The organism is Actinomyces provencensis, from assembly GCF_900155435.1.
GTDB lineage: Bacteria > Actinomycetota > Actinomycetes > Actinomycetales > Actinomycetaceae > Pauljensenia > Pauljensenia provencensis.
Genome location: NZ_LT700212.1, coordinates 2,284,695 through 2,305,455, shown reverse-complemented (window position 1 = coordinate 2,305,455; position 20,761 = coordinate 2,284,695). Strand labels below are relative to the sequence as shown.

The window sequence follows — 20,761 nt, the reverse complement described above, 5'->3', positions numbered from 1 at the left end:
GGACTTTGGTCGCAGTCCTGACCGTCTTCTGCGGGTCCGCGGTGTGACGCGTGGGACCGGCGGAGCGCTCCTGGGGGTCTGGTGGGGCATGCTCCGAGGCTCCGTGGCGGCGTGCCCCGGGGGTCAGGTGGGGCGTGCCTCGGGGGGACGAGGGCGGATGACGACGTCCGCCCGGTCGCGGCCCCCCGACACGAGGGTGATGTTGGCGGCGTCCACGGTGCGCACCCAGTGGGCCGCGTCGACGTGGTCGCGTCCGAAGGCCTCCTGCCGGGCGATCAGGCGCCGCAACAGCTCCGTCCCGGAGGTCTCGACGTGGACGAGGAGGTCGATGCATCCGCGGGCCTCGCGCCATCCCTCGACGTCGAGGCCGAGGTAGTTGCCCTCCGTGATGACCACGCCGTTCGGCTCGACCGCCGAGGACGCGGCGATGGGTTCGTGCAGGTCGCGACGGTATCCGGGGGCGAAGACGGTCCGCTCTCCGCGCTGCAACCGCTGGAGCAGCGCGACGTACCCCCACACGTCGAACGTGTCAGGGGCACCCTTGTGGTCCGCCAGACCGGCGTCCTCCAGGACGGTGTTGGAGAGGTGGAAACCGTCCATGGGGGCCAGGCCCGCCACCGTGACGCCGCGTGCCTCCAGGAGTTCGGCGACCATGCCCGCCACCGTCGACTTCCCGGTCCCGGGCGGGCCGGTGATGCCCAGGACGCGCAGGCTGCGTCCCTGTGCGAGCCGGTCGCCCACGAGGTCCACGACCTGGCGTGCCACGGACTCCGAGGCTCCGAGGTGAACCGTGGAGTGCGCAGCGTCCCGGTCGGCCCCACCGTCGACGGGGCCCTCCCCGGAGTCCGCGGGCACCGCAGTGTCTGCACCGCCGAGCGGGCCACGACCGGGTTCACCGTCATCGGTGCGGTGTGCACCTGGACGGGTCGGGCGATCCGCGCCGTCGGAGGTGTCCGGCCGGGACGTCGCCGCGTCGCCCTCGTCCCCGGGGGAGGTGTCCGGCCGGGACGTCGCCGCGTCGCCCTCGTCCCCGGGGGAGGTGTCCGGCCGGGACGTCGCCGCGTCGCCCTCGTCCGCCGGAGTGGGACCGTGCGCGCCCTCGCCCGCCCTCCCCGACACGCGCCCCGCACCCATGGGGCCCATGGTGCCCTACTCCGCCCGCACGACGGGCAACGTCGACCAGGGGAAGTTGATCCACCGGTCGGTGACGTGCCAGACGTAGTCGGGGGAGATGACCGAGCGGGGCTTCTCGTAGATGACGGCGCAGCGCGCGTCCACGGGCACGGCGGCCTCACCGTCCAGGGAGAGTCCGTGCTCGGCGATGAGGTCCATGACCATCCGCAGCGTGCGGCCGGAGTCGGCGACGTCGTCCACCACCAGGACCCGCTTCCCCGCGATGGCCGAGACGTCCATGAGCGGGGGCAGCAGACGGGGTTCGGTGAGGGTCTCGTCGACGCCGGTGTAGAACTCCACGTTCATCGTCCCGATCGCCTTGACGCCGATCGCGTAGGAGATGGCGCCGACCGGCAGCAGTCCGCCACGGGCGACGGCGACGATGAGGTCGGGGATCCACCCGGACTCGACGATCAGGGCAGTGAGCTCACGTGAGGCCACACCGAACCCCTCCCAGGTGAGGGTCTCGCGCTCGGCGGGATCCGCCTGGGAGCTGGCGCCGTCATCGAATGCGGTCAAGGAGTCCTCCGGTGGGAAGTGGGAGCCTGTGGGTGCACCCATGGTAGATCTGCTGCGGGGGCAGTCCGTGCGCCCGGCTCCTCCTGTCGGCCTCGGAGCGGGCGGATCACTGCCGTCCGGCCACCGGTGATCCACCCGCACGGTTCGGCCTGTGGCCGTCCGACGGCTCTGGTCTGCCTGTGGCTGTCCGACCGCTCTGGTCTGCCTGTGGCCGTCCGACCTCTCGGGGCCAATGCCCGCCACGCCGAGGTGCNGCCCCGGGGGTCAGGTGGGGCGTGCCTCGGGGGGACGAGGGCGGATGACGACGTCCGCCCGGTCGCGGCCCCCCGACACGAGGGTGATGTTGGCGGCGTCCACGGTGCGCACCCAGTGGGCCGCGTCGACGTGGTCGCGTCCGAAGGCCTCCTGCCGGGCGATCAGGCGCCGCAACAGCTCCGTCCCGGAGGTCTCGACGTGGACGAGGAGGTCGATGCATCCGCGGGCCTCGCGCCATCCCTCGACGTCGAGGCCGAGGTAGTTGCCCTCCGTGATGACCACGCCGTTCGGCTCGACCGCCGAGGACGCGGCGATGGGTTCGTGCAGGTCGCGACGGTATCCGGGGGCGAAGACGGTCCGCTCTCCGCGCTGCAACCGCTGGAGCAGCGCGACGTACCCCCACACGTCGAACGTGTCAGGGGCACCCTTGTGGTCCGCCAGACCGGCGTCCTCCAGGACGGTGTTGGAGAGGTGGAAACCGTCCATGGGGGCCAGGCCCGCCACCGTGACGCCGCGTGCCTCCAGGAGTTCGGCGACCATGCCCGCCACCGTCGACTTCCCGGTCCCGGGCGGGCCGGTGATGCCCAGGACGCGCAGGCTGCGTCCCTGTGCGAGCCGGTCGCCCACGAGGTCCACGACCTGGCGTGCCACGGACTCCGAGGCTCCGAGGTGAACCGTGGAGTGCGCAGCGTCCCGGTCGGCCCCACCGTCGACGGGGCCCTCCCCGGAGTCCGCGGGCACCGCAGTGTCTGCACCGCCGAGCGGGCCACGACCGGGTTCACCGTCATCGGTGCGGTGTGCACCTGGACGGGTCGGGCGATCCGCGCCGTCGGAGGTGTCCGGCCGGGACGTCGCCGCGTCGCCCTCGTCCCCGGGGGAGGTGTCCGGCCGGGACGTCGCCGCGTCGCCCTCGTCCCCGGGGGAGGTGTCCGGCCGGGACGTCGCCGCGTCGCCCTCGTCCGCCGGAGTGGGACCGTGCGCGCCCTCGCCCGCCCTCCCCGACACGCGCCCCGCACCCATGGGGCCCATGGTGCCCTACTCCGCCCGCACGACGGGCAACGTCGACCAGGGGAAGTTGATCCACCGGTCGGTGACGTGCCAGACGTAGTCGGGGGAGATGACCGAGCGGGGCTTCTCGTAGATGACGGCGCAGCGCGCGTCCACGGGCACGGCGGCCTCACCGTCCAGGGAGAGTCCGTGCTCGGCGATGAGGTCCATGACCATCCGCAGCGTGCGGCCGGAGTCGGCGACGTCGTCCACCACCAGGACCCGCTTCCCCGCGATGGCCGAGACGTCCATGAGCGGGGGCAGCAGACGGGGTTCGGTGAGGGTCTCGTCGACGCCGGTGTAGAACTCCACGTTCATCGTCCCGATCGCCTTGACGCCGATCGCGTAGGAGATGGCGCCGACCGGCAGCAGTCCGCCACGGGCGACGGCGACGATGAGGTCGGGGATCCACCCGGACTCGACGATCAGGGCAGTGAGCTCACGTGAGGCCACACCGAACCCCTCCCAGGTGAGGGTCTCGCGCTCGGCGGGATCCGCCTGGGAGCTGGCGCCGTCATCGAATGCGGTCAAGGAGTCCTCCGGTGGGAAGTGGGAGCCTGTGGGTGCACCCATGGTAGATCTGCTGCGGGGGCAGTCCGTGCGCCCGGCTCCTCCTGTCGGCCTCGGAGCGGGCGGATCACTGCCGTCCGGCCACCGGTGATCCACCCGCACGGTTCGGCCTGTGGCCGTCCGACGGCTCTGGTCTGCCTGTGGCTGTCCGACCGCTCTGGTCTGCCTGTGGCCGTCCGACCTCTCGGGGCCAATGCCCGCCACGCCGAGGAACCCTCAGCCCTGATCCACCGTTTGTGGGGGTGGGGGTGGTGTGAGGCGAGCGGGATGGGGTTGTGGTGGTGTGTTTGTGCTGGTGTGAGGGTGTTCGGGTTCCGGGGTGTGGTGGGGTCTCCGACCACTGGTGTCGGCTTGTCCTGGGGTTCCTCGGGTTGGGCCCGCTGGGGCTGGGTGGGTGGTGGTCAGGCCGCCAGGGGCGGGTCGCTGCCGGTGGCGTGGCCCCACAGGTCCATGAACTGGCGTTGCCAGGGCCAGTGGGTCGGGTAGTGCAGGAAGCGGCGCCTGGACCTCGTGGCCACTCGTGCTGGCACGTGGATGAGTCGGGTGCGGATGGTGGGCATGCGCGCTGTGTTCATGCCTGCGGCGTGGGCTGCGGCCCGGGAGATGTTGAACGCCAGGACCGCCAACTGCAGCCAGGCGGCGTTGGCCTGGAACTTCCCCGAGGGCAGGTGCGCCAGGGCATTGCCCTTCAACTCGGCCATGACCTGCTCGATGATCGCATGTCCCCGGTGACGCTCATCGGCCTGGACCATGGGGAGGGTGGAGTTGGTGATGAAGGGGTGGTACCGGTACGTGTCGAACAGTTCCCCCTGACCCGGGCTGGCCTTCGGGTTCAACCGCTTGACACGGCGCACGACGAGCCTGCAGGTGACGTGTTCACTCACCGTGTGGGAGGTGAAGGCGGTGAAGGGGACTTCTGCGACCTCGGCGTCACTAATCCATTCTCCCGTGTCTTCTTCGAAGACGGCGTTGGGGTAGTGGATCCCCACCCACTCCTCCTCCCGGATCGCACTGATGGCTCGGGTGACGGTCTTCCACTGGGGGACGGTCACGGAGAACCAGCACCCGGCGTCGAGGAAGGCGTGGACGAAGTCGCACGTGCAAAACGCGCTGTCAGCCCGACCCATCACCCTCGCATCCGGGCGGACGCGTCTGAGGACTGTGAGGGCTCTCTTGGCGTGCCAGGCGGCGTTGCCCCCGCTGCGGATGTTGCCCCGACGCAGTTGGGCCCCGGCGATCACGGGCGGGGTGTGCTCGGTGCTGATGGTGGCGACGAGGGCGTTGAGGCCCTTGACATGGTTGTAGCCGTAGGCCACCGCCTGCTTCGAATACCCGTGCACCTCCCGGATGGTGTCATCGAGGTCCACCATCACCAGCTCATCACTGCCGAACAGGGTGGGGACCCTGGGGGCCAGGTTGGCCAGGAGCTGGCGGTTGATGGCTCCCAGCTGGAGGGTGTGACCGTGGGTGAAGGACCGCAGGAAGGTCCCCAGGGTGGAGGGGGCACGCACCGCCCCCACCACCTTCGCCGTGCCCCCCGAACGCAAGACATCCATCCCGTCAATGTCATCGGCCCCCGCCAGCATGCCCGTCACCAGCGCGCGCGTCTTGACCACCGCGTTCGGGGATGCCACCGTCAGCCGCTCGTTCAGCAGATCAGCGAGCCCGGCCCGCTGGGCCAGGCCCATCACCGCGGGCAGGCCCCCGGCGGAGACGAGGTGGTCCTCATCGAAGACCGGGGTGAAACGGCGGGTGGGAGTGTGAAACGATTGCACCTGAGCGATGCCCCCTCGACTTGGTGAAATGGTTTGTCTGGCGACACCCATTATCCCAGATCAGAAGGGGCATCCTCCCTTTTTCACACCCCCACAACCCACCCCCTAAACGGTGGATCAGGGCTCAGTCACCCATGCAGGTGCCCACGTGGCGGGCCGCCTCCAACCAGGGATGGTCCAGTGGGACGGTCTTCAGGTTGCCGGCGACCTCCGAGAGCGGCACGGGCACCGCGGCCTGTCCCTGGGAGGCCACGGTCACGCCGAACTCCCCTCGGGAGACCATGTCGGCACCCGCCCCGCCCAGGAGCGTTCCGAGCAGGCGGTCCTGCGCGTCGGGAGTACCCCCGCGCTGGACGTAGCCGAGGATCGTCACGCGGGACTCCAGGCCGGTGGCGGCCTCCAGGGCCTCCGCGACCTTGAACGCGTTGCCCCGGTGGGAGGTGAGGACGGAGTTGCGGTGCTTCTTGGCGGCAGCCTTCGCCTCGGCAGAATTCGCGCTGCGGACCAGGGCCTCTGCCGCCACGAGGTCGGCAGCGTCCTGCAGGTCTCTCGCGCCCTCAGCGATGGCCACCACGGAGAAGCTGTGACCAGCAGCTGCACGCTTGCGGATGGACTCGGCGACAGGCTCAATCGAGTAGGGGATCTCGGGCAGCAGGATGATGTCCGCGCCCCCGGCGATACCGGCGCCCAGCGCCAGCCATCCTGCCTTGTGGCCCATGATCTCCACGACGATGATCCGGTGGTGGCTGTGGGCGGTGGAGTGGAGGCGGTCGATGGCCTCCGTGGCGATGCCGAGCGCAGTGGAGAACCCGAAACTGGTGTCCGTGTGTGCGATGTCGTTGTCGATCGTCTTGGGCAGGTGGATGATGTTCAGTCCAGCCTTCGAGAGTCGGTTCGCGGTCTTCGCGGTGCCTCCACCGCCGATGCAGACGAGAGCCTCCAGGCCGTCCTTCTCGCAGTTCTCGATGATGGTCGGGACCATGTCGACCACCTCATCGCCGATGCGCATCTTGTGCGGCTTGTCGCGAGAGGTGCCCAGGACGGTGCCGCCGACGGTGAGGATCCCGGAGAGTGCCTGGGAGTCGAGGTCCACGTAGCGGTTCTCCGCGAGCCCGCGGATGCCGTCGCGGAATCCGATGACCTCCATGCCGTAGTGGCCCAGAGCAGCCTTGCCGAATCCGCGGATCGCCGCGTTGAGCCCCGGGCTGTCACCACCTGCCGTCAGGATTCCGACCCGCTTCGCACCCTTTGCCATGGGATTCCTCCTCGGTAGTCGTGCTCCAAGGGTATCGGGTCGGTCGGGGGCCGGTCCTGCGTCGACTCCTGGGAGGCTCCGTGGCGTACGGGAGCAGGGCGAGCAGCGGACGCAGTCGTTGACGCGTACTACATTGGCGGGAATGCTGGTGACGGAGATCGAGGGGGACTCATGGGGGCATCCGACCGGCGGCGCAAGCGCAGACATCGCAGCCGGAGGCCCATCCCGGGTCCCACGTCCGACCCCGTTCCCGGTCCCGAGCATTCCCCCGGTCCCGAGCGTGCCCCCGGTCCCGAGCGTGCCCCCGGTCCCGAGCGTGCCCCCGGTCCCGGCTCGGCGCCCGGCCGGGAACGCGCAGCGCTCCTCGCGGATGCGCAACGACGCGCGCGGGCCTGTCCCAAGTGGATCCAGGGGCCGCAGGAGGCCCACGCGTTGGGGGAGCACCTGTGCTCACCCGCACGCCGCAGGCCCGCACTGGTCGTGTCCACAGTGCCCGAGGACCGCCGTCGCCTCGCCTTCGACCTGGATCCCCTCCTGGAGGAGGCCGGTCAGGAGGTCGAGGTCTACGTCATCCCCAACGGGGTCGAGACCTATGCGCTGACCGACGCCATGCCCGCCCTCACGCAGGTCTACGGGGGCGCGGCACGCATCTACCCCGTCGATCCGTCCTGGATGTCGGACTGGCGGTTGTCCCGCTTGCACATGGCGCGTGACGAGGGCGAGGCACGCCGATCGGGTGCCGCGCTTCTGGAGGAACTCATCGCAGTGGCGGCGACCTGCCGCCTCTCCCGGCGTCCGTCGCTCTCCTCCGCGGGATCGCCGGGCAGCGACGTGCAGGGTCGCGTCGAGGGCTTGGTGGGTGCCGAACGCGCCCTCGTGCGGGGGTCGGACGGGGAGGTCAGGACCGTGGCGCTGGAGGCGTCCTTCCCGGGGCTCGGCGTCACGATCGACCAGGTGCTCGCTCCGGGACAGGAGGTGCGCGGCGTGGAGTCGGTGCGGGGGTTCCTCGACCTGTCCGGGTCCCTGCGTGACGGCGCGGCCTGGATCGAGGAACTGCCCGAGGGGGCCGTGGCGCTGGTGCGTGTGGGGGAGGTGCGCCCTGAGCGCATGGTGGTCGAGCCCTGGCCGGGAGTCGCCGTGGACGTGGGCCTCGTCGATGTCACCTCCTCCGACCTCGACCGTCTCACCGACCTCTTCTGGGAAGGTTCGGTCGCGCGGGCGCGCGTGCACCGCGGGGCAGGGCGGCTGCGCCTCACACTTGCGGACGTGGACGATGACGACCCCCTGGAGCCGGTGCCCTCCCTGCTGCCGGGGGGTCCTCCCTGGTTGGTCGAGGAGGGGCCGGCCTGGGAGAGGATCGAGGACCGGGAGGCAGCAGACGAGGGAGTTCCCGCTTCGGCGGAATGGGTCCAGGCGATCATCTCCGACCACGTGGAGGCCGCCACTGTCCCCATCGCGCCGGCCTCCACCCCGTCGGGTGTGGCCGCGGTGGCGGATCCGCTCGAGGAGGCGAGGCAACGGGCGAACAGGCTCTCCAGGGAGCTCTCCCTGGAGCGTGAGGCGCGTGCCCGACAGTCCCGAGAACTCAAGGCCTTGGCAGGGGCGCTCGCGGACGAGCAACGCACCAGCCGTGAAGCGCAGCGTGAGGTCCAGAAGCTGGCGAACAGGGTCCACGAGTTGATGGAGGGCAACCGCCGCTCACGCGATCTTGCCCGGAAGCAGCGTGGGCGTCCGGGAAGTGAGGTGGATCCGATGGCAACGACGGAGGTTTTCTTCACCGATCCGGAACAGCAGTTCCGCCACGAGGTCTACCTGGCATGGTGCCGTCGAATCCCGGCATCGGACAAGGAACAGCGGCAGCTGCCCGGGCAGTGGGCGCTGGGCCCCGCCTTCCTGGCGTCCCTCGAGGCGCTGACCGCGGTCTCCAGGGGAAAGGTCCTTGACGTTGTCGTGGAGGTGCTCACCGACCTGGTCCGCGAAGTGCCGGGGAGGGAGTTGCATCCACTGCGTGTCGACGCAGGGGGTGCTTCCCCCCAGCTGACGCGTGCCGACGGGGCGACAGCCTGGCGGGTGTCGCTGCAGGTCAACAGTCCCGGTGCCCGTCGGTTGCACTACTGGCGTCTGCAGAGGGGAGGCATCGAGTTGGCACGGGTCGGTCACCATGACGACCTGAGCGTCTGACGCAACCTTCGCGCAGCGCGGGACTCGCACCGTCTTGCGCTGTTCCGTTCCGGACGTACCCTCGCCCGCCCACCATCGTGCCGTTCCGCGACGGTACTCGCCCGCGCACCATCGTGCCGTTCCGCGACGGTACCCGTCCGCGATCGCGTCCGCGCATCATCGCGCCGGTGTGTCCTGCAGCCTGCACCGTCTGCCGGCCCTGCGTCCTACCGGCCCTGCGTCCTACCGGCCCTGCGTCCTACCGTTCCTGCGTCCTACCGTTCCTGCGTCCGGCTGTCCCTGCGTCCTGCCGTGCAAGCGGTCGTCGCATCCTCACGATCGTTCTGCCTCATCGACCTGCGGTGAAATGGAGTCCCGACAGGCGGTGTCTGCTCGGCACACATGTGCACCACAGTGATGGAGAGACCGGCCCGGTCAGCCGGTGGCACGCAGGAGGGCTTCCTCCTGGAGGCCCGGGAGCATTCCCGTCATGGTCCCTGCCGCGTTGCAGGCGGGACTGTCCGGTGGCTCGGCACCGTGCACAGCTTCCCCCGGCGGTCCGGCACCGTGCACAGCTTCCCCGGGCGGCTCGAGGCTGCGCGAAGTGCTGCCGGGTGGGCCGACGCCACGCGCAGTCCTGTCCGGTGGTCCGGGCTCGGGCCGTCCGAGGTCGGAGGCACTGCTGGCGGATGGTTCGGAGCTGGCGGCGTCTCTCTTCCCGATGAGCTGTCGGAAGTGCCCAGAGGTGCCCGTCTGTGCGGGTCTCCACGCCCTTGTCGGGTCGATGCCTGCCGGAGGTCTCACCCACGGTGTGCCGTCGCGCATCTGGATGTCCCACCCCAGGGCGTGGAGTTGGCGGTGGTGGTGCCAGCACAGGGTCGCGCCATTGTCCGTGTGCGTGGGCCCGCCCCGGGCGTGTTCGTGGACGTGGTGGACCTCGCACCAGGTGGCGGGGACCTTGCACCCGGGGATGCAACAGCCACCGTCGCGGACTGCGATGGCCCGGCGCTGGTGAGCGGTGAAGATGCGTGACGGAGAACTGAGCTCGCGGATCCCACCACTCCGGCTGGTGACCAGCGTCTGGACCTGACCCGAGCACCCGGCGTGGTGAGCCGTGGACGCATCCACTGCGCTGTCGGCCTCGTCATGTGTCCCCGACAGGAAGCCCGCTCCCAGCGGATCGTCGAGTTGATCCTGGTCGATGGTGACCACGAGCGTCGGTGGTGCCCCGCCCAGCAGGGGCATGTCGGGCACACCCGCCGCGACGGTGAGGACGCCACCGAAGGCATCGTGGAGTCGCTGACCCCGGGTGCGCCTGTCCACCTCGGAGCCGCTGAGTCGGCCTCCGTCCGAGGCTCCGGTCCCTGGGAGCGCATCCCCGCTATCCGCGACTCCCGTCGCCGTACCGCCCACACCTGGGTCACCCTCCCCGTGCCGGGTGCCGTCGACCCTCGGGTTCATGTAGGCGTCGAGGACGCGCTCCAGCTGTGCGGCAACCTCTGGCAGGAGTTCGCCCTCGACCCGGCGGGTGCCTCCTCGCGTGGGCAGGAGACGCAGGTGGCGCGAGTTGTGGACCCGCTCGCGCTCGGTCGCACGGCGCCGTTGGGCATCCTCGCCCCTGGCTCGGTCGCCCTCCTGGGTCAGCATCAACCGCCACGCCGACGCCAGTCGCCTGACCTGGGCGAGTGTCCTGCCCCGTCCGGGGGTGGTGTCACGTGCTTCGGCCAGCAGAGCCCCGGCCTGGGACCCGAAAATGTCCATGTGCCTGCGCACGCGGTCCGCGCCGAGGACCGCGGCGAGCAGCGCGCGCTCTCCCTCCCCCACACGTACGGGGGTGGCCCCCCGGTCGAGCGCCTCCTGCAGGGCCTCGGTGACGACCAGGGAAGCCTCTGGCGACACCAGTCCTGCTCCCACGCAGGCGCGTGTCAGGGGGAAGTGGCTGGGCTCCTCGCGTCCCGAGAGGGAGATCGCCGGTTGGAGGGACTGGACCTGGGTGATGCGGCGGTGGGCCGCGCCCGTGGAGGTCCCGGTGGTGTCGGCCACCAGGTCGACGGCCCGCGTGAAGCCCTTCTTCACACACAGGCGCTCGTTCCCCAGCTCCGTGCGGGAACGCTGGTGGACCTCTGCCGCCGCGAAGGCACGTCCGGCATCGACGAGACGCCCCAGGTCCTCAAGTTCCCCCAAGGCGTCAATCAGTTCCTGGTCAGCCAGACCGGCGAGACGTTCGGCATCCGACAGTTCGACCAGCGTCCGGCGCGCCAGTGCGACCCGTTCCCCCAGGGGGAGGATCGGGCTGTGCGTGTCAGTCCTTCTGGTCTCCATGCCCCAAGTCTCCGCACCCCCGTGTGCATCTGGAGGTCGAACAGGCGTTCGAATGCGGAGTTCCGACAAAGTGTGAGCGAGATCACAAAAAGCTTCCCCTGCCTGTCCGTCCCGCGTTCACGTCGCGCGCCCCAGGCGGGTGGGGGCGGGCTCACGAGACACGAGAGTCGATCGAGAGCTCAGAGGTGCGCCCCAAGCGGGTGGGGGAGGGGGCATCGGCGGGGTCGTCCTTCCTGCGTTCGCCGGGGCCGATCCTTCCGTGCGTGCCGGAGGCGTACGGCTGGCGCGCTCGCCGGGCCGGTCCTCCGGGTGTGTCCGGTCACTGCACCAGTCGTTCGCCGAGTCCGTCGGGCCGAGGATGACCGGTGGGGTCCACGGGTGCGAGAACAGGGGTCGCCCTCGTCCATCCACGAAGGACGAGGGCGACCCCCGCCGCCGGATTGCCCGCGCCGGTTGCCCGCGCCGGAGTGCTCGCGGCGGATTGCCCGCAGCCGGTTGCCCGGAGCCACCGTGCTGCCCACCCGCTGCGTGCAGGTGGTTCCCGAGCGGTCTCAGTGCCGTGCCTGCACCATCACCCTCACCGCTCGACCTCGCCGCGGATGTAGGCCTCCACGCTCGCCCGCGCGGCCTCGTCGGGGCGCTGCTCGGGCGGGGACTTCATGAAGTAGGAGGCGGGGGAGAGCAGGGGCCCGCTGATGCCACGGTCCAGGGCGATCCTCGCCGCGCGGATGGCGTCGATGACGATGCCGGCGGAGTTCGGGGAGTCCCAGACCTCCAGCTTGTACTCGATCTGGATCGGCACGTCACCGAAGGTGGTGCCCTCCACGCGCACGAACGCGAACTTGCGGTCCTCCAGCCACGGCACGTAGTCCGAGGGCCCGACGTGGACGTCGCGCGCGGGAAGGTCGCCGAGCATGTTGGAGGTAACGGCCTGCGTCTTGGAGATCTTCTTCGACTCCAGGCGGGAGCGCTGCAGCATGTTCTTGAAGTCCATGTTGCCCCCGACGTTGAGCTGGTAGGTGCGGTCGATGCGCACCCCGCGCTCCTCCATGAGCCGCACGAGGTCGCGGTGGCTGATCGTCGCGCCGAACTGGCTCTTGATGTCGTCGCCGATGATCGGCAGGCCCGCGTCGGTGAACTTCTGCGCCCACTCGGGGCGTGAGGCGATGAAGACCGGGAGGCAGTTGACGAATGCGCACCCGGCCTCGATCGCGGCCTGGGCGTAGAAGCGGTCGGCCTCCTCGGACCCCACGGGCAGGTAGGAGACGAGCACCTCGGCGCCCGACTCGCGCAGGGCCGCGACGACGTCGACGGCCTCGGCGGGGGACTCGGTGATGGTGTCGCGGTAGTACTCGCCCAGGCCGTCCAGCGTCGGGCCGCGCTGCACGAGGACCCCGGTGGTGGGGACGTCGTCGAACTTGATGGTGCAGTTCTCGGACGCCCAGATGGCGTCCGCCAGGTCCAGGCCGACCTTGGCGTCGTCGACGTCGAAGGCGGCGACGAACTCGACGTCGCGGACGTGGTAGCCACCGAAGTCGACGTGCATGAGGCCCGGGACGGTGTCCTCGGGCGTGGCGTCGCGGTAGTAGTGCACTCCCTGGACCAGGGATGAGGCACAGTTGCCCACTCCCACGATGGCCGTGCGGATCGCTGTCATTGACTGTCCTTCTCTGTGTGTGTGCGGTGCTTCCGGGACTTCCTGCGCGCGCGGGTACGGCGCAGGCCCGGGGTGGTGCCCTCCTCCGTCATGGACGAGGGCGACCCCCCTGGGGTGGTCGGAGGGACTCCCGTGGGTGCGGGTGTGGTGGTGGGTACGGGGGTGGAGATGCCGTCGGGCAGCGCTGGGGCCATTCCGGTGCCGGTGCCGGTCGCCGTGCCGGTCGCGGGGACGGGACCCGGGAGGGGCGCGCCGCTCTGGTCGGTGGGAAGCGGGGACTGGACCATGGAGATGAGTCGGTCGAGCCAGGTGATCTCGCGCAGGGTGTCCTCCTCCTCCCACTGGGTCCGGGCGCGTCGCCACGGGTCGCGCTCGACCCTGCGCTGGGCCCGTTGGCGCTCCTCGCGGCGCTCCTGGACACGGGCCCGACGGTCCTTGAGCAGTCGGAGGCGGGCGGCGGGGGAGGCCTTGGACATCAGGCCCACCGCGATCGCGAAGGAGTCGTCGTCACTGTCGACTCGCTCCAGCTCCTCCGCGAGGTACTGCTGCCCCGCGGGGGTGATCTCGTGGGTGATGAGCTTGCGGTGTCCGGGGGTGGCCGGCGTGACCGTGGAGGTGATGTACCCGGCACGCTCCAGGCGGTGGAGGGCGGGGTAGAGGGAACCGAAGGACAGGGTGCGCAGCGGCCCGACCGCGTCGGAGAGGCGTCGACGCAACTCGTAGCCGTGGGTCGGGCAGTCGAGCTCACCCAGGATCGCCAGCTCCAGCATCTCGGCCCGGATCCCCATGCCCACCTCCTTCTCGCGGCGCCCGGTGGGGCGCGGTCAGGGTCCGGGCACCTCAGGTGTCCGCAGACCGCGGTCCCCGGGCGGCCCCGTTCTGGGCGGTCGCACCGGACTCATGTATCGCGATGATATATCGCTTCGACATGTCCCGTGAAGGCGTGGTGGTCGGGGGGACGGATGTGCGCTGGTCACGGGCATTCGTCCGACCGGGCCGCGGCCCCGGTCGCTCATGGCGGCGTGGCCTGTGTTACTTTCCCGGGAGGAGCTGGCGCGCCGGCTGACCGGTGCGCCGGGAACACTGGACTGCGGGTCGTCGACCGCGACCACTGCGGCGCGGACGGGAATGGGATGCACATGGGCGAGGCAGTGGTGGCGAGCGCCGTCACGACGGTGAGCGACCTGGCGGATCGTCTGGCGCGCAACGTCTCACGTGTCATCTCCGGGAAGCCGGAGGCCGTGGATGCCGCCATCTGCACCCTGCTGGCCGGTGGCCACCTGCTGATCGAGGACGTGCCCGGGGTGGGCAAGACGACCCTCGCGGCCTCCCTGGCCCGCAGCGTCGAGGCCCGGGTGACGCGGATCCAGTTCACCTCCGACATGCTCCCCACCGATGTCACGGGTGTCTCCGTCTTCGACGCGCAGTCCAACGAGTTCCGGTTCCATCCCGGTCCGGTCTTCGCCAATGTCGTCATCGGGGACGAGGTCAACCGCGCCACGCCCAAGACCCAGTCGGCCCTGCTCGAAGCCATGGGAGAGCACCAGGTCACCGTGGACGGGGAGTCCCTGCCACTGCCCGAGCCCTTCATGGTGGCAGCCACCCAGAATCCCCAGGACATGGAGGGCACCTTCCCCCTGCCCGAGGCACAACGCGACCGTTTCATGGCACGGATCTCGGTGGGGTACCCCGATGCACGGTCAGAACTGGGCATGCTCGACGACCGCAGCGGGGTCGACCCCCTGAGCGTGGTCTCCCCGGTCACGACCCCGGAGGGCATCCTCGCCGCGCAGGCAGCAGTGGCGGGCGTCCGGCTGTCCGACGAGGTGGGTCGCTACCTCGTGGCCCTCGTCGGGGCGACGCGTACCCACCCCGGACTGCTCATGGGGGCGAGCCCGCGCGCGACCCTGCACCTGGCGCGCATGTCACGATCCCGTGCGGCAATGCAGGGGCGCTCCTTCGTGTCCCCCGATGACGTCGCGCAACTCGCGGGCATCGTCCTTCCCCACCGTCTCCTCCCGCGCGGCCACCACGCCACCGCGACGGAGGCACTGGGGACATCGGCGCGCATCGTCTCCGAGATCGTGTCCTCCCTGAGGGTGCCGGGCCTGCCGTGAGCCTCGCACGCCCCTCACGCCTCCTCCCGACCCGTCGGGGCTGGGGTGTGCTCGTCCTGGCGCTGGCCGCCTGGCTGGGGTGGCTCCTGGTCGGACTGTGGGAGGCGCAGATGCTCGCCGTCCTCCTCGTGGTGGCACTGCCCCTGGCTGTCCTGCTCCTCGTGGTCGGCGCGCTGCGGACCCCTCCGCGCGCCCTGCTCGGCGGAATTGCCCCGACCGTGGAGGCCGGGTCCGAGGTGTGGATCTCCGCCCGGGTGGTCGCGCACTGGTCGGTCGAACCCGACCTGGACCTGGTGTGGGCCCTGGAGCACCCGGGGTCTCCCACACATCCGGTGGAGGGGGTGACCACGACCGCTCGTGTGGGGGAGACGAGCCGTCTGCGGGTGTGGGCCCGGCGTCGCGGCAGGCTGCGTGTCGCCCTCGTCGGGGTGTCGGCCACCGATCCCCTGGGGCTGGCCCGGCTGCGGGTGCGCACCAGCACCCACGTGGACGTCCTCGTCCTGCCCCCCCTGCTCCCGACCGGACACCTCCCCGAGGCACTGGGGGACCTCGGGACCCACGGGGTGCGGCCGGGTGCGGGGGAACCCGGCGGCAGTCTGCGTGACTACCGCAGTGGTGACGCCCCACGCAGCATCCACTGGAAGCAGAGCGCCCGCCAGGGACGTCTCCTGGTCAACGTCCCGGAATCGGGTGGGGGGACGAGCCACCGCCTCGCCCTCGTGACCGATCCCGCGGCCTACGGGGGGGAGCGGGCAGGCGTCGGGCGCCGGGAGGACTCCGGCTCGGCGGAGCGGGGGCAGGACGCCGAGTTCGAGCGAGCCGTGTCGGTGGCCGCCACCCTGGTCTCCCAGTGGTGCGCCCGCGGCGGCGAGGTCTCGCTCACCGTCGGCGTCCCCCGCGGGAGGACCCTGACCTCCCATGACGTGGGCCTCCACCTGCGTGCACTGGCCGAGCTCCCGTCACTGGACCACGGCTCACGCACGGCCGACCTACCGCTTCCGGTCGGACACCCCCCGCTGGGCCAGGAGCCGCCATCGGCCGTGGTCCCGGACGACGCGTCGGAGCGGGCCGCAGTGCCCGGGGAACCCTCCGGGGACCCGGAGCCCCTCCCACCGGGATGCCTCGTGGTGACCGGACGGATCTCCCCGGCCCTGCGCGCGGTCATGGGGAGGACTCCCTCCGGGGTCGTCGTGCTCACCGGGGACTCCCGCGGGCCGCGTGAGGGGACACTGCCGCGGGGATGGGATGCCATGCGTGCGGGGTCCCCCGTCACTCCCGGCTCCGGTGTGCCGCCGAGGCCGTCCGGTCCCTCCGGACGTGGGATGCGCGCCGGGGAGGGGCCGTCGGCACCGGCGCGACCCTCCGGGGCTGGAGGGCACCATGGATGAGGAACGCCCGGGAGGCCGACGGACGTCTGCGGCGCCGGATCAGGACCTGCTCGGTGGTTCCGCGGGGGAGCACGGGGGACGTCGACCGGGGCGCCGCCGGGGACGTCGACCGGGGCGCCGCCGGGGACGGCGCACGGCGACATCCCCGGGGGAGGCGGCGGGAGGCAACGTCCCCACTGCCGCTGCAGAGGTTCCCCGCTGGCAGGTCCTGGTCGCCTCACTCCTCGTGGCGGCCCTGTGGGCGGTGGCGCTGCAGGGCCTGGCCGGTGTCTTCGCCCCCGGGTCCTGGTNCTCCTGGTCAACGCCCCGGAATCGGGGGGGGGGACGAGCCACCGCCTCGCCCTCGTGACCGATCCCGCGGCCTACGGGGGGGAGCGGGCAGGCGTCGGGCGCCGGGAGGACTCCGGCTCGGCGGAGCGGGGGCAGGACGCCGAGTTCGAGCGAGCCGTGTCGGTGGCCGCCACCCTGGTCTCCCAGTGGTGCGCCCGCGGCGGCGAGGTCTCGCTCACCGTCGGCGTCCCCCGCGGGAGGACCCTGACCTCCCATGACGTGGGCCTCCACCTGCGTGCACTGGCCGAGCTCCCGTCACTGGACCACGGCTCACGCACGGCCGACCTACCGCTTCCGGTCGGACACCCCCCGCTGGGCCAGGAGCCGCCATCGGCCGTGGTCCCGGACGACGCGTCGGAGCGGGCCGCAGTGCCCGGGGAACCCTCCGGGGACCCGGAGCCCCTCCCACCGGGATGCCTCGTGGTGACCGGACGGATCTCCCCGGCCCTGCGCGCGGTCATGGGGAGGACTCCCTCCGGGGTCGTCGTGCTCACCGGGGACTCCCGCGGGCCGCGTGAGGGGACACTGCCGCGGGGATGGGATGCCATGCGTGCGGGGTCCCCCGTCACTCCCGGCTCCGGTGTGCCGCCGAGGCCGTCCGGTCCCTCCGGACGTGGGATGCGCGCCGGGGAGGGGCCGTCGGCACCGGCGCGACCCTCCGGGGCTGGAGGGCACCATGGATGAGGAACGCCCGGGAGGCCGACGGACGTCTGCGGCGCCGGATCAGGACCTGCTCGGTGGTTCCGCGGGGGAGCACGGGGGACGTCGACCGGGGCGCCGCCGGGGACGTCGACCGGGGCGCCGCCGGGGACGGCGCACGGCGACATCCCCGGGGGAGGCGGCGGGAGGCAACGTCCCCACTGCCGCTGCAGAGGTTCCCCGCTGGCAGGTCCTGGTCGCCTCACTCCTCGTGGCGGCCCTGTGGGCGGTGGCGCTGCAGGGCCTGGCCGGTGTCTTCGCCCCCGGGTCCTGGTCCGGTCGCACCCTCGTGGCCGGGGCCGCCATGGTGGCGGTGTCCGCACTGGTGCGTGTCCTGCGCCCGACTGCCCGGCTCAGTGCCTGCCTGGCGGGGCTGGCTGCTGCCGGGGCGGTCCTCGCCCAGCAGGTGTCCGGCGGCGGGCGGGCCCAGTGGTGGCTCTCCGACCCACGCGCGGTGCTCGTCGGGATCCGTCTCCAGCTGAACGAGGGCGTCGCCCCGATGCGTGTCTCCGACCCGTTGGCGGACCTGGTGGTCCTCGTGTGCCTGCTCGGGGTGTGGGTCTCGGTCCTCCTCCTGGTGGGTCTGGACCTGCGGGTCCCCGCCGGCCTCGTCCCCGCCCTCGTCCTCCTGGTCCCCGTCGCCGTCACCGGCCAACGGGCTCCCGCACAGCTCCTGGTGGCTGCGGCAGTGGGGCTGTGTGCGCTCCTGTGGGTGGGTGCCCCCCACGCGTGGGGGTGGCGGGCGCCGGTCGCTGCAGCCACGGTCCTGGTGGTCGGAGTGAGTGTCGCGGTGCTGGTGCCCACCACCCGCGACCGGGTCTGGAACGCCTCCGCCATCGCGGTCTCGCCCGTCTCCCCGAACGTCCCCGACGTCACGGTGACCCTGGGGGAGGACCTGGTGCGACCGGCGAGCGCCGTGGCCTTCCGGTTCTCCGGTGTCCGCCCCGGGGACCCCGTCCGCTTCACCCTCGCCGAACTCACGGAGTTCACCGGGGGGACGTGGCAGCCCGATGATGCGCTCGACCAGGCCTCCGCCTCGGTGCTGGACCTCCGGCCGCCCGAGTTCGTCGACATCGGCCGCGAGTTGACGGCGGAGGACGTGGAGTCCTTCGCGGAGCCGGTGGTCGTCGAGATCACGGGGCTGGTCAGCACCTGGCTGCCCCTGCCCCAGGGCACACTGCTCGTCCGACCCGCGCAGGACGCGGAAGGTGCCGACGTCTGGGATCNCCGGCGCGACCCTCCGGGGCTGGAGGGCACCATGGATGAGGAACGCCCGGGAGGCCGACGGACGTCTGCGGCGCCGGATCAGGACCTGCTCGGTGGTTCCGCGGGGGAGCACGGGGGACGTCGACCGGGGCGCCGCCGGGGACGTCGACCGGGGCGCCGCCGGGGACGGCGCACGGCGACATCCCCGGGGGAGGCGGCGGGAGGCAACGTCCCCACTGCCGCTGCAGAGGTTCCCCGCTGGCAGGTCCTGGTCGCCTCACTCCTCGTGGCGGCCCTGTGGGCGGTGGCGCTGCAGGGCCTGGCCGGTGTCTTCGCCCCCGGGTCCTGGTCCGGTCGCACCCTCGTGGCCGGGGCCGCCATGGTGGCGGTGTCCGCACTGGTGCGTGTCCTGCGCCCGACTGCCCGGCTCAGTGCCTGCCTGGCGGGGCTGGCTGCTGCCGGGGCGGTCCTCGCCCAGCAGGTGTCCGGCGGCGGGCGGGCCCAGTGGTGGCTCTCCGACCCACGCGCGGTGCTCGTCGGGATCCGTCTCCAGCTGAACGAGGGCGTCGCCCCGATGCGTGTCTCCGACCCGTTGGCGGACCTGGTGGTCCTCGTGTGCCTGCTCGGGGTGTGGGTCTCGGTCCTCCTCCTGGTGGGTCTGGACCTGCGGGTCCCCGCCGGCCTCGTCCCCGCCCTCGTCCTCCTGGTCCCCGTCGCCGTCACCGGCCAACGGGCTCCCGCACAGCTCCTGGTGGCTGCGGCAGTGGGGCTGTGTGCGCTCCTGTGGGTGGGTGCCCCCCACGCGTGGGGGTGGCGGGCGCCGGTCGCTGCAGCCACGGTCCTGGTGGTCGGAGTGAGTGTCGCGGTGCTGGTGCCCACCACCCGCGACCGGGTCTGGAACGCCTCCGCCATCGCGGTCTCGCCCGTCTCCCCGAACGTCCCCGACGTCACGGTGACCCTGGGGGAGGACCTGGTGCGACCGGCGAGCGCCGTGGCCTTCCGGTTCTCCGGTGTCCGCCCCGGGGACCCCGTCCGCTTCACCCTCGCCGAACTCACGGAGTTCACCGGGGGGACGTGGCAGCCCGATGATGCGCTCGACCAGGCCTCCGCCTCGGTGCTGGACCTCCGGCCGCCCGAGTTCGTCGACATCGGCCGCGAGTTGACGGCGGAGGACGTGGAGTCCTTCGCGGAGCCGGTGGTCGTCGAGATCACGGGGCTGGTCAGCACCTGGCTGCCCCTGCCCCAGGGCACACTGCTCGTCCGACCCGCGCAGGACGCGGAAGGTGCCGACGTCTGGGATCCCGGACGCTGGCAGTGGGTGGAGGGCACCCAGACGGCACGGTCGACCACCGCCCTGACCGGCCGGGGGGACAGGTACCACGCGTGGGCGTGGCAGTTCCTGGACAACCAGGCGTACCGCGACTACTTCCTGGGGAACTACGGGTACGAGGGGGAGGACACCTCCACCGCGAACGACCGGCCCGAGTTGGAGCCCTACACGCAGCTGCCCCCGGACGTGCCCGACGTCATCGCGGACACCGCGCGGGACGTGACGGGGGAGACGACGGGACGCTACGAGGCCGCGGCGGCACTGCGCGACTGGTTCCGGTCGGGCTCGTTCGCCTACGACGAGTCCGCTCCCTACGCCCCGGGGGCGGACCCGGACGACCCCTACGCGACCATGGAGGCCTTCCTGGACCAGCGCCGTGGGTACTGCGTGCACTTCGCCACGACCTTCGCCGTCATGGCCCGCAGCCTGGGGATACCGACCAGGGTGTCCGTCGGATACGCCTCCCGGGCCGGGTCGGGCACGTCGACCGCGGTCGACAGCAGGTCCCTGCACGCATGGCCCGAGGTCTTCATCGACGGGACCGGGTGGATGGCGTTCGAACCCACCCCGGGCGGGGCGGGCACGCGCTCGGAGACCTGGGTGGTGCCGACCGATCCGTTGGCGCCCGAGGAGGGATCCGGGGACGACGGACCGAGTCCCTCCCCGGGTGTCGACCAGCCTGACCGTGAGGACACCGGAGGGGGCACCAGCGGGGAAGGGGAGTCGGAGGACGCCGAGGGCGGTGGGAGTCCCGCGTGGCTGCCGGAGGCCGGTCTGGCGGTGTTGGTGGTGCTGGTGCTGGCAGCGGCCGTCCCGGGAACCCTGCGCAGCGCACGCAGGTCCGCACGTCGTCGGGCCCTGCTGCGGGGCGAGGCTCCCGCCGCGGCCGCCTGGGCCGAGTTCCACGACACGGTCCTCGACCTGGGTGCCGCAGGACGGGACCGCGCCCGGGTGCTCC

Annotated in this window: 14 protein-coding genes; 5 read left to right on the top strand and 9 right to left on the bottom strand. The window is 71.8% G+C overall.

The features are described from left to right. Positions 1–123: 123 nt before the first annotated feature. From BQ9890_RS14905 to BQ9890_RS10245, 6 genes are all read right to left on the bottom strand, one after another. On the bottom strand, positions 124–1,134 hold the full coding sequence (locus tag BQ9890_RS14905) for an AAA family ATPase (protein WP_078062580.1): 1,011 nt from the start codon (positions 1,132–1,134) through the stop codon (positions 124–126). A 15-nt stretch (positions 1,135–1,149) separates the two neighbouring features. Then, positions 1,150–1,734, bottom strand: a complete 585-nt coding sequence (locus tag BQ9890_RS10265; protein WP_078062375.1) for a phosphoribosyltransferase — start codon at positions 1,732–1,734, stop codon at positions 1,150–1,152. 222 nt (positions 1,735–1,956) lie between these two features. After that, positions 1,957–2,967, bottom strand: a complete 1,011-nt coding sequence (locus BQ9890_RS14900) for an AAA family ATPase (protein ID WP_078062580.1) — start codon at positions 2,965–2,967, stop codon at positions 1,957–1,959. Positions 2,968–2,982: 15 nt separating this feature from the next. After that, entirely contained in the window at positions 2,983–3,567 is a 585-nt protein-coding gene (locus tag BQ9890_RS10255) for a phosphoribosyltransferase (protein WP_078062375.1), read from the bottom strand. Between the two features lie 398 nt (positions 3,568–3,965). After that, positions 3,966–5,390: an IS1380 family transposase gene (locus BQ9890_RS10250; RefSeq protein ID WP_230297880.1), complete on the bottom strand. Its 1,425-nt coding sequence runs from the start codon at positions 5,388–5,390 to the stop codon at positions 3,966–3,968. Between the two features lie 73 nt (positions 5,391–5,463). Beyond that, the gene (locus BQ9890_RS10245; RefSeq protein ID WP_075891323.1) at positions 5,464–6,594 is read right to left on the bottom strand and encodes a 6-phosphofructokinase; all 1,131 of its coding nucleotides are present in this window, start codon (positions 6,592–6,594) and stop codon (positions 5,464–5,466) included. Positions 6,595–7,026: 432 nt separating this feature from the next. Between BQ9890_RS10245 and BQ9890_RS10240 the strand changes: the two genes are divergently transcribed. Continuing rightward, the gene (locus BQ9890_RS10240) at positions 7,027–8,775 is read left to right on the top strand and encodes a hypothetical protein (RefSeq protein ID WP_075891321.1); all 1,749 of its coding nucleotides are present in this window, start codon (positions 7,027–7,029) and stop codon (positions 8,773–8,775) included. Positions 8,776–9,189: 414 nt separating this feature from the next. Here the strand turns inward: BQ9890_RS10240 and BQ9890_RS10235 are convergent, their stop codons facing one another. The 3 genes from BQ9890_RS10235 to BQ9890_RS10225 all read right to left on the bottom strand — a co-directional run bounded on the left by BQ9890_RS10235 (position 9,190) and on the right by BQ9890_RS10225 (position 13,521). Then, positions 9,190–11,076: an HNH endonuclease signature motif containing protein gene (locus tag BQ9890_RS10235; RefSeq protein WP_075891319.1), complete on the bottom strand. Its 1,887-nt coding sequence runs from the start codon at positions 11,074–11,076 to the stop codon at positions 9,190–9,192. Between the two features lie 577 nt (positions 11,077–11,653). Next, positions 11,654–12,733 carry an inositol-3-phosphate synthase gene (locus BQ9890_RS10230; RefSeq protein ID WP_075891317.1) on the bottom strand — a complete coding sequence of 360 codons (1,080 nt, stop codon included), beginning with the start codon at positions 12,731–12,733 and terminating at the stop codon, positions 11,654–11,656. Further along, positions 12,730–13,521 (bottom strand): PadR family transcriptional regulator, encoded by a 792-nt coding sequence (locus BQ9890_RS10225; RefSeq protein WP_075891315.1) that lies wholly within the window; start codon positions 13,519–13,521, stop codon positions 12,730–12,732. Before BQ9890_RS10225 ends, BQ9890_RS10230 begins: the two co-directional genes overlap by 4 nt. A gap of 351 nt (positions 13,522–13,872) precedes the next feature. Here BQ9890_RS10225 and BQ9890_RS10220 point away from each other — a divergent pair, with 351 nt between their 5' ends. The 4 genes from BQ9890_RS10220 to BQ9890_RS10205 form a co-directional block, all read left to right on the top strand. Continuing rightward, the gene (locus tag BQ9890_RS10220; protein ID WP_075893029.1) at positions 13,873–14,850 is read left to right on the top strand and encodes an AAA family ATPase; all 978 of its coding nucleotides are present in this window, start codon (positions 13,873–13,875) and stop codon (positions 14,848–14,850) included. Continuing rightward, the gene (locus tag BQ9890_RS10215) at positions 14,847–16,238 is read left to right on the top strand and encodes a DUF58 domain-containing protein (RefSeq protein WP_075891313.1); all 1,392 of its coding nucleotides are present in this window, start codon (positions 14,847–14,849) and stop codon (positions 16,236–16,238) included. Before BQ9890_RS10220 ends, BQ9890_RS10215 begins: the two co-directional genes overlap by 4 nt. A 345-nt stretch (positions 16,239–16,583) precedes the next feature. Beyond that, a complete protein-coding gene (locus BQ9890_RS10210; RefSeq protein ID WP_075891311.1) occupies positions 16,584–17,252 on the top strand; it encodes a hypothetical protein in 669 nt (222 codons plus the stop codon). Next, on the top strand, positions 17,245–20,761 hold a 3,517-nt coding region (locus BQ9890_RS10205), incomplete at its 3' end, for a transglutaminase TgpA family protein (protein ID WP_143226307.1). The genes BQ9890_RS10210 and BQ9890_RS10205, both read left to right, overlap by 8 nt.